Origin of the sequence: Maribacter sp. (genome assembly GCF_039968975.1) — a bacterium.
Taxonomy (GTDB): domain Bacteria; phylum Bacteroidota; class Bacteroidia; order Flavobacteriales; family Flavobacteriaceae; genus Maribacter.
On the sequence record NZ_JBDVOT010000016.1, the window covers coordinates 1 to 10,595 of the forward strand.

Sequence of the window (10,595 nt, forward strand, 5' to 3'; positions counted from 1 at the left end):
TTCCGTAAGCGGGTCTGTGTGCTTTGGCACTTAAAGTTTGCGGTGCACTATCTAAATATTGAAAAGCACCTTGTTTTTCAATGATTTCATTTAGAAGATATGCAGAACATCCGCCAGGTACATCTTCATCTATAACCAGCAATCGGTTCGTTTTCTTTACACTTTCCAATACTTCCATTTCTATATCGAAAGGTAATAAGGTTTGTGCATCTATAACTTCGGCATCAATACCTACTTCAATTAGTTCTTTTGCAGCTTTTTCTACTATACGTAGGGTAGAGCCATAAGAAACTAATGTAATGTCACTACCTTCTTTCATCTTTTCAACCTTACCGATCGGTGTACAAAATTCACCAAGATTTTTTGGTTTCTTTTCTTTTAATCGATATCCATTTAAGCTTTCTATAACCAATGCAGGCTCGTCACTTTTTAATAGTGTGTTGTAAAAACCTGCTGCCTGGGTCATATTTCTAGGCGCTAAAATGTACATACCTCTAAGTAAGTGTATCAATCCGCCCATTTCAGATCCAGAATGCCATATACCTTCTAGTCTGTGACCTCTTGTTCTAATGATTAAAGGCGCTTTTTGCTTACCGGCAGTTCTGTATAATAAAGTTGCTAAATCATCTGTAAGCGTTGATAAAGCATAAAATATATAGTCTAAATATTGAATTTCGGCAATTGGTCTGAGACCTCTTAATGCCATGCCAATACCTTGACCAATAATGGTAGTTTCACGAATACCGGTATCTGCTACACGTGTTTTACCGTATTTCTCCTGCATACCTTCAAGACCTTGGTTAACATCACCAATGGCGCCTGTATCTTCTCCAAAAATTAAGGTATTTGGATATTTTTCAAATAGCTTGTCAAAATTGTCTCTAAGTATAACTCTACCATCTACAAGTTCGTTCTCTTCATTGTATTCTGGCGTAATACCTGTAACGTTTGTGGCTTTATTATCATTCTCACTATATAAGTGAGAGCTGTATTTATGTTGGGTTTCTTCAAGAAAAGTAGCTGTCCAGTTGATAAGATCTTGCTTTTCTTGTGTATGTTCTCCTAGCAAATAACGTAATGATTTTCTTGCCGAAATTGCCAAGTCTTTTCGAAGGGGCTCTTCAGTGGCAATTAAATCATTTTTTAGTTTATTGAGAAAATTCTTGTTCGGACTTTTTGCAGCTGCTTTTTCTATCAAATTTAATAATACTGACTTCTCTGATAGATTATCTTTCAAATATTCATCCCAAGCTTGTTTTTTAGCTTCTCTTACCGAGCGTTTAATTCTCTTTTCAATAGATTCTAATTCTTCTGAAGTAGCAATGCCAGATTCTAAAATCCACTCTTTAAAACGCTTGTTGCAATCGTGGTCACGTTCCCATTCTAATCTTTCATTGTCTTTGTAACGTTCATGAGAACCAGAAGTTGAATGACCTTGAGGTTGTGTTAATTCTTTTACATGTATAATTACTGGTACATGTTCTTGTCTTGCTATATCTGCCGCATTTTCATAAGCATGCATTAAAGCCGTGTAGTCCCAACCGTTTACTCTTAAGATTTCATATCCTTTTTCTTTTTCAGTTCTTTGAAAACCAGATAAGATTTCTGAAATATTTTCTTTGGTAGTGTGAAATTTTGCCGGTACAGAAATACCATATTCATCATCCCAAATACTGATAACCATAGGCACCTGTAAAACACCAGCGGCATTTATTGTTTCAAAGAACATACCTTCACTAGTACTTGCGTTACCAATGGTTCCCCATGCAATCTCGTTTCCGTTTACCGAAAATTTCGCGCTGTCAAGACCTTCTTGGTCTCTATAAACTTTAGAGGCTTGTGCAAGGCCTAAAAGCCTAGGCATTTGCCCAGCGGTACATGATATGTCTCCACTACTATTTTTTTGTTTGGTTAAATCCTTCCAACTTCCATCTGCATTTAAACTATGTGTTAAAAAGTGACCACCCATTTGCCTGCCGGCGCTCATAGGTTCTTTTTCTATGTCTGTGGTTGCGTAAAGGGCATGAAAGAATTCTTTTGGCTGTAATAGACCTAAAGCCATCATGAAGGTTTGGTCTCTATAATAACCACTTCTAAAATCACCATTTTTAAATGAACGTGCCATGGCTAACTGAGGTAACTCTTTACCGTCACCAAAGATGCCGAATTTGGCTTTGCCTGTAAGCACTTCTTTTCTTCCCAATAAGCTACAAGTTCTACTTAAAAAAGCGATTTCATAGTCACTGATAATTTGTTCTTTGAAATCTTCAAAAGAAATATCATTACTGGTTTTAGAAGAAACATCCATGTTTTAAACGTGTTTTTACAAAATTACCGAATCAAGTACTTTTTAGCAATGCCGTAGTCAGTTAATTTGTTCCATATTTTTCAATAAAAGTGATATTATTTTGAAAATATCTTAATTTAAGCCAAAAATTCTACTGACCGTATTAGAATTTCTTAGTTTAAAACCATTTTCTTGTGAATAGTCCTGTTAAAGTTTTTGGACTTACGGTTATAATAAATCTAATTTTTTCACCGTAGTTAGGTTGAGAAACTTCCCAACCATTATTTGAATGTAAAGGAAGGTAAAGTTCAAAGTAATCTGTAACTAAATTTAATCGTACTCCAGAATCATAAACGAACTTGCTGTTTATTCCTTTGTTTTTTACCAATCCGGCATCACCATATAATTCTATCCATTTCCAAATATTGAAACTACCGTTAACAGTAGCTATCCAATCATTTGAAAATCTGTAGCGTTGATCTAAGAAAGATTTAAATCCGCCTTCGGCAATAATAATTTGTTGACTATAAATACCTGAATCTTCTGAACGACCTAAATAGCCATAATCAAAAAGGTAATCGGTTGGTCTGTCTAAAGCAAAACTGAAGAAATCTGTTTGTGTTTTATTGCTAAGAAATTTACCCGCAAAAAACCTTAGATTCAGCTGTCTGTTGTTTTCGAATAGTTTTCTGTATTCATATTCAAAAGATAGTTTACTGAAATTACCTGCTAGTTGAAAATCTGCAAACCAAGAATTATAATCTAATATACCATTGTTTCTACTAGAATAGCGTGCATTGAATACACTATAATCTGGATTTTCTGGATCGTTGGCCAAACTTAAAAGTGTTGGGTCAAAATCTCTAAATATGTTTACATATCTAAAAGAGAGGAATTCCCTTTTATTCGATAATAAATCTGCTGGTCTAAATCCAAAACTTACGGATGGTGTAATAGATGAATATCTAGAATTTTCATTGAAGTGAGAGGTGCCTGCACCAATATTATATTGGGCTACATATAATCCACTTTTACTTAAGTATTTTCTATAACTGAATTTTCCTGAGCCTACAAAAGCTTTCTCTTTAAATGAATAGGAAGGGGAGAAGTCATAAACGAAAGGTCTTTCCAAGAGGGTTTTGTTATATAATCGCATTCCCGGAGTCCATCCATCATAAACATTGAAGCTCAATACAGGAACATAAAAAACCTGATTGTAATACGGGTTTTCAGCATCTTTAAAAAAGGTAAACTTTAATTTTTTATTACTTGATAGAAAACCTTTTAGCGACTTCCAATTGTCACGTTGGTTGAATTCTGGTATTTTTTGGTCATAATTAAGTACCAACCTATCTTCTTGATTATTTGGAATAGTAAAGGTTTCTTCTAGCTCAATATCCTTAAACCAATATTCAGAAACTACAGAATCTTTCTTAAGCCCAAAAACTGAAATTGGTACGTTGGTACCTTCTTTATTTTTAATGGTAACCTGTAGTGAATCTATTTCTTTCTTTACTTTTTTTATTTTAAAATCAATTTTACGATCGGTAGAAACATAGTCTCTAAAAAACCAATTGATATCTTGCTCTGTAGATCGTTTTAATATGGATTCAAAATCATCAACTTTTACATTGTTTAACTTATAGTATTGAAAGAAGGTCTTTATGCTTTGATCAACATGTTCTTGACCAATGTAATCTGCTAAATAGGCCAACCCTAGACCAGCCTTATATTTATTAGCAATTTTCTGGTTGAATTTTATCAGCGAATCGTTAGAGGTTTGTAATGCTTGATCTAAGTTTTTACGTGCAGTAAGATTGTAAAGAAATGAATACTGATCATTAAAATCCATTTTTGCCAATTCAAAACTTCTAAAGCCCCAAATTTTAGAAAGCTTGCCCATTAATTTTTGGTCTGGGTAATATTTTTCTACGTAAGCAATCATTAGATAATTTGCTATAGCGCTATTTAACCACTGTTCTTTACGCGGATTTAAGAACATGGTTTCTCTTAAAATACTATTGATCGCCGTTTTTAAGAATTTCATTTCAAACTGAAACTGTTCTTTGTAGGGGCGTATAAACGAGGGAAGTTGATTTATACCGTATAGTGGGTCTTTGCTATAATCTAGCTCACTTACTAAAATTTTTTCATGCGGATAATCACCTAAGTTGTTATGAATAAAATTGGCAACTTTATTTATGGATAATCCTTGACCGATCGGGCTGTACCTTGGAGCACTAATGTCGGTCATAAAAGTCATATAGGGCGTTCTATGGGTATGGAAATTTTTCTGTGTATTCAGAATGATTTCACCACCGCGCTGCAAGTTTCCCTTCAATTGGGCAAACTGTCCATTAGGGAAAGTTGATTCTGTTTTAACATCAAAATTAGAGGCTAGGTATAAGCTATCGGGATATTTAAAATTTATGGTGGTATTGGTTTCGTTCATATAAAGATCTTCAAGATTTTTATTTGAATATAAATGCCATTTGCCGTCGTATACCGCTGGCGTTAAATACCAATCTTTTAAGTAATAATCTCCTCTACTGCCATAGCCGTAGTGTGTGTATTTGTTAGGAGGTAATTTTACTTTATAGGTTATGAAGATTTTAGTTGATGTTTTGGGTGCTAGTACATCATCTAAGGTGACCTTTAATATGTCTTTGCCTTCTGTTCTGCTCCATTCAAGACCATTATAAGCGTCATCAACAACGCTAATTATAGTTGTTTTGCCACGTTCATCTGCTTTTGCAAGGTGAAGCGATTTTTTAAATTCTTGGGCAAACCTTTTTGCTAGTCCTGTGTTTTTATCCGAATAGGCATTGGCCCAGTCATTAAAATAAATAACACCTAAATTGTAATTAGAATTATTGTAATAGTTGAATTCTTGACGAATATCCAATTCTTTGGTATACTCGTTTAAACTAACGGTAAGGTCAGTTTCATACTGTGCATAGCAACTAGTTGCATTAGTAACAAAAGTTACTATGCACAGATAGAAAAGTAATTTAAATCGTTTAGTCAAGGCTTAAATTAAAAATTTGGACTCATGCTGTGTCCTTTGTAAAATGAATCTATAATTTCAACAACCTCTTCTTCTGTATCTACTATTTTAATAAGATTAAGATCTTCTGGGCTAATAGTACCCATTGTTAACATGGTACCTTTTATCCAGTCCATAAGTCCGGTCCAGAATTCGCTACCAACCAATATAATAGGGAACTTTCCAATTTTATGTGTCTGGATTAGGGTGATAGCTTCAAAAAGCTCATCTAAGGTTCCAAAGCCACCAGGCATTACAACAAAGCCTTGAGAGTATTTTACGAACATTACTTTTCTAACGAAGAAGTAGTCAAAATCTAAACTCTTGTCATTGTCAATGTACGGATTGTCGTGTTGCTCAAAAGGTAAGTCAATGTTCAGGCCTACAGATGTGCCACCGGCAAGATTTGCTCCTCTGTTACCTGCTTCCATTATACCTGGTCCACCACCGGTTATAACTCCGTAACCTGCTTCTGCGATAGATTTTGCAATAGATACCGCTAGCTTATAGTATGGGTCTTCTTCTTTTGTTCTAGCTGAACCAAAAATAGACACACATGGTCCAATTTTGCTCATACGCTCAAAACCATTGACGAATTCGCCCATTATTTTAAAAATGGCCCAAGAGTCATTCGTTTTTATTTCGTTCCAGCCTTTGTGATGTTTTTCTGATCTCATTCTTAATTTTATATACTCTTTAGATAAATATCTAATTGTTATTTCAATTCTCTCTTTAAAAACTTTGCGGTGTAGCTTTTCTTGTCTTTGACAACTTGTTCCGGAGTTCCTTTTGCTACTAATTGCCCGCCAGATCGCCCACCTTCGTAACCAATGTCAATGATATAATCTACCATTTTAATTACGTCCATATTATGTTCAATAACTAATACGGTATTACCTTTGTCCGCTAATTTATTCAAAACTTCCATCAAAACCCTAATATCTTCAAAATGAAGACCGGTTGTAGGTTCATCTAAAATGTAGAACGTATTACCTGTATCTCTTTTTGATAACTCTGTTGCCAACTTAATACGTTGCGCTTCACCACCTGAAAGGGTAGTGGATTGCTGCCCAAGCGATATATAGCCTAGACCTACATCCTGTATTGTTTTTAACTTACGATGTATTTTAGGAATAAGTTCAAAAAATGATACCGCTTCGTCAATGGTCATTTCTAAAACATCTGAAATAGACTTGCCTTTATATCGTATTTCTAATGTTTCTCTATTGAATCTTTTGCCGTTACAGGTTTCGCATTCCACATAAACATCTGGTAAGAAGTTCATTTCTATAACCCGAAGTCCGCCACCTTGGCAAGTTTCGCAACGACCACCCTTTACGTTAAAACTAAATCTACCAGGTTTGTAACCTCTAATAGATGCTTCTGTTGTTTTGGCGAACAAAGAACGTATTTCACTAAAAACACCGGTGTAAGTAGCCGGGTTTGATCTTGGAGTTCTCCCTATTGGCGATTGGTTAATGTCAATAACCTTGTCTATATGCTCAAGCCCCGTGATTTTTTTATACGGCATTGGCTTTTTGACACCATTGAAATAATGGGCATTCATGATTGGGTAAAGCGTTTCGTTGATCAAAGTTGACTTACCACTACCTGAAACTCCTGTAACACCAATCATTTTTCCTAAAGGAAATTTAACTGTAATATTTTTTAGGTTATTTCCGGTACAGCCAGATAATATAATTTCTTTGCCATTACCGGGTCTTCTTTTCTTTGGGACTTCAATTTCCTTAACACCGGTCATATAATCGGCGGTAAGGGTATGAACATTCTTTAATTCTTCTGGTGTACCCTCGGATATAATCTCGCCTCCATTTTTACCTGCTTTTGGTCCAATATCAATAACATGGTCTGCACGCTCTATCATATCTTTATCGTGCTCCACAACGATTACGGAGTTGCCTATGTCTCTAAGAGATTCTAAGGACTTGATCAAGCGTTCGTTATCACGTTGATGTAAACCAATACTTGGTTCATCTAAAATATAAAGAACACCTACTAGTTGCGAACCAATCTGTGTTGCTAACCTAATTCGTTGTGCCTCTCCACCAGAGAGCGATTTTGAACTTCTGTTCAGGGATAAATAATCAAGCCCAACATCTAATAGAAACTGAATTCTAGTACTTATCTCTTTAATAATCTCTTCGGCTATCTTAAGTTGGTTTCCGCTAATTTTTTTATCTAGACCTTTAAAAAATGCAGCTAGTTCAACGATATCCAAATTTGCCAGTTCAGCAATATTTTTGTCTTCAATTTTGAAATAGAGCGATTCTTTTTTAAGACGAAATCCAGTACACGACGGACAAGTAATTTTGTCCATATATTCTTTAGCCCACCTTTTAATAGAAGTTGAAGCAGCTTCTTCAAACTGATTTTTTATAAAATTGGAAATACCCTCGTAATCAATTTTATAGGTGCGCTTGACCCCTAAAGATTTAGAATCTACTTCAAAACTTTCTTTGCCCCCGTTCAATAGAATTTCAATAGCTTCTTTAGGTATTGATTCTATAGGGTCAGTGATTTCAAAATTATAGCGTTCAGCAATGGTTTCAATCTGTTTGAACGCCCATGATTTTTTATAGTCGCCCAAAGGTGCAATACCACCTCCTTTAATAGATAGTTTTTTGTTTGGGAATATTTTTTTCTCGTTCACTTCATAAACATGCCCTAAACCTTTACAATTGGGACACATGCCTTTTGGCGAGTTAAACGAAAAGGTATTGGGCTCGGGAGTAGGATAGGAGATACCTGTTGTAGGGCACATTAAGTCTCTACTAAAATATCTAGGTACCTCAGTACCTTCTTCAAGTACCATTAATACATTATCGCCACTGTACATGGCAGTATTTATACTTTCAGATAATCGCTTATGAAAGTCTTCACTTTCTGCAACTTTTAATCGATCGATAACAATTTCTATATCGTGGGTCTTATAACGATCCACTTTCATGCCTTTAACAATGTCCTTTACCTCACCATCTACCCTAACTTTTACAAAACCTTGTTTGGCAATTTGTTCAAAAAGTTCGCGGTAATGACCTTTTCTAGATTTAATTACTGGAGCTAGGATGTTTATTTTTTTACCTAAGTAAGACTCAATGATCAAATCTTTAATTTGTTCATCGCTATAACTTACCATCTTTTCACCAGTGTTGTAACTATGTGCGTCTGCAGCACGGGCGTAAAGCAGTCTTAGAAAATCATAAATTTCTGTGATGGTACCTACCGTAGATCTTGGTGATTTGGAGGTGGTCTTTTGTTCAATGGCGATTACAGGAGATAGCCCGTCTATCTTATCAACATCTGGTCGTTCCAATCCGCCTAAAAACTGTCTTGCATACGCAGAAAAAGTTTCTATATAACGTCTTTGGCCTTCCGCATAAATGGTGTCAAAAGCCAAAGAAGATTTACCACTACCTGACAAACCGGTTATAACAACCAATTTATCTCGGGGAATGGTAACATCAATATTTTTAAGGTTATGAACGCGAGCGCCCTTAACTTCTATATTTTCTTCAAAATTAATCATGTATTCATAGCAAAGTTGCAAAAGTACGATTTTGAAGGCTAATTACATATGTTATGTTATTGTTTGAAAGGTGGAAGAAACTTAATTTTTAACCCATATCATTAATATATAGTACTTACTCATGCATGACCAATAAAGGTACCGTAGTCTCGTAACTAAGCTGTTCTAAGGCGTTGTTAAAGAACAACTGCTGAAACAAGTTTAAATTTTTAGCGACCATAGTGAGCATTTCAATTTTGTTATCGGCAATGTGTGCTACTATGGCTTCTCTAATGTTTTTGCCAAGAATGTTTTCAAAGCTATGGCTTTCAGTGCATATTTCTTTTAAATAATCATGTAGATATGCTTTGTTGATTACCTGTGCGTTTGTAAAGTTTGGTCTTGATTGCGACATGTGTAATACTTCTAATTTCGCATTAGAAATTTCAAGTATTTCTGTTATTGAATTCAATATAGGGTAGGTGTAGAACAAATTGAAATCTGTAGGAAAAGCAATTTTAGATGGTTTTTTTGCAATGATGTTGTTGGGTACTACCAGTACGTTGCAGGCAATTTTTGTAATGACATTACCTGTATTACTACCCATAATGGTAGCTTTTAAACTTGAGGCACCTTTTGTGCCCATAACTATTAGGTCTATCTTTTTCTCCTCTACTGTTTTTCTTGTAATATCAATGAAGTTACCGTATTCCTCGAGTATAATGTATTTATGTGAAGTATTTGGGCAACAAGATTTTATGTGGTCAATAGTATTGTTAAGTTTATCTTTTACGCTAAATTTATCTTTTGAATTTAGTGTCATAAATGAATTGGCGGCTATGTCAGAATTGCTTAAATCATCTACATGCAATACATAAAAAGTGCATTGCACTTTTTTGAAAAAGCACACAGCGTATTCAAGTGCATTCCAAGAATTATCGGAAAAATCAGTGGGAATTAAAATATGTTTCATTCATGTGACTTACGCTACAAATGTAAATCCATATAGAAACTTAATAAATGATATATATCAGATTTCAATTAACTCACATATTGTAATGCCTTGAGCTCAACTATCTGAATATTTCTTCCTTCTATAACTATGAGTCCTTCTTTTTTAAAACCTGACAGTGTTCGTATTAAACTTTCAGTAGCGATACCTGCTACACTGGCTAAATCGTTTCGTGATATTCTAATTGGCTCATCTGGCTTGGTATTCATAATATCAGCAAACTGTAGTAAAGTTTGTGCTGTTTTTCTGCGTACAGAACTGTATGCCATTTGTAATAATTGAGCTTTAATATTAGAAATATTGGCAGATAATAGCTCCATTAATTCTAATGAGATAGTCTTGTTCTCATTCAATATATCTTTTAGGTTCTCTTTTGATATGCCTGCAAGTTCTACGTCTACAAGTGCTGTGGCAGATTCTTGATAGGGTTCATTGTTCAAAAAAGAGGTAAAGCCTAAAAAGTCATCAGCTTTGGGTAAAGAAGTGATTAGTTCTTTGCCATCAGAGTCCATATTATAGCATTTAATTAGCCCTTTTAAAACAAGATAGATTTTATTGGAGCGTGCACCTTCTTCATAAATAGATTCTCCTTGTTTAAATTTTGCAATCTCACCATTATCGTCAAAAAAGTTTTTAAGTTCATGAATGGTACGCATTTCATTTTCAGAAACACCATGTTCTTTAGATGTTTCATCTTGCATTTGCTTAAGAAGTTCTGCCTTGG

Annotated in this window: 6 protein-coding genes; all 6 read right to left on the reverse strand. The window is 34.8% G+C overall.

The annotated features are described in order from the left end of the window. On the reverse strand, nt 1-2,308 hold a 2,308-nt coding region (locus ABJI11_RS00760), incomplete at its 3' end, for a thiamine pyrophosphate-dependent enzyme (RefSeq protein WP_348348590.1). A gap of 157 nt (nt 2,309-2,465) precedes the next feature. Next, nucleotides 2,466-5,315, reverse strand: a complete 2,850-nt coding sequence (locus ABJI11_RS00765) for a M1 family aminopeptidase (protein ID WP_348348592.1) — start codon at nt 5,313-5,315, stop codon at nt 2,466-2,468. Between the two features lie 8 nt (nt 5,316-5,323). Continuing rightward, nucleotides 5,324-6,010, reverse strand: a complete 687-nt coding sequence (locus ABJI11_RS00770; protein WP_276493205.1) for a TIGR00730 family Rossman fold protein — start codon at nt 6,008-6,010, stop codon at nt 5,324-5,326. Nucleotides 6,011-6,048: 38 nt separating this feature from the next. Further along, a complete protein-coding gene (gene uvrA, locus ABJI11_RS00775; protein WP_348348594.1) occupies nt 6,049-8,880 on the reverse strand; it encodes an excinuclease ABC subunit UvrA in 2,832 nt (943 codons plus the stop codon). Between the two features lie 115 nt (nt 8,881-8,995). Then, nucleotides 8,996-9,832: a universal stress protein gene (locus ABJI11_RS00780; protein WP_348348596.1), complete on the reverse strand. Its 837-nt coding sequence runs from the start codon at nt 9,830-9,832 to the stop codon at nt 8,996-8,998. 68 nt (nt 9,833-9,900) lie between these two features. Continuing rightward, nucleotides 9,901-10,595 (reverse strand): Crp/Fnr family transcriptional regulator (locus ABJI11_RS00785; protein WP_348348598.1); only part of this gene is annotated, 695 nt, incomplete at its 5' end.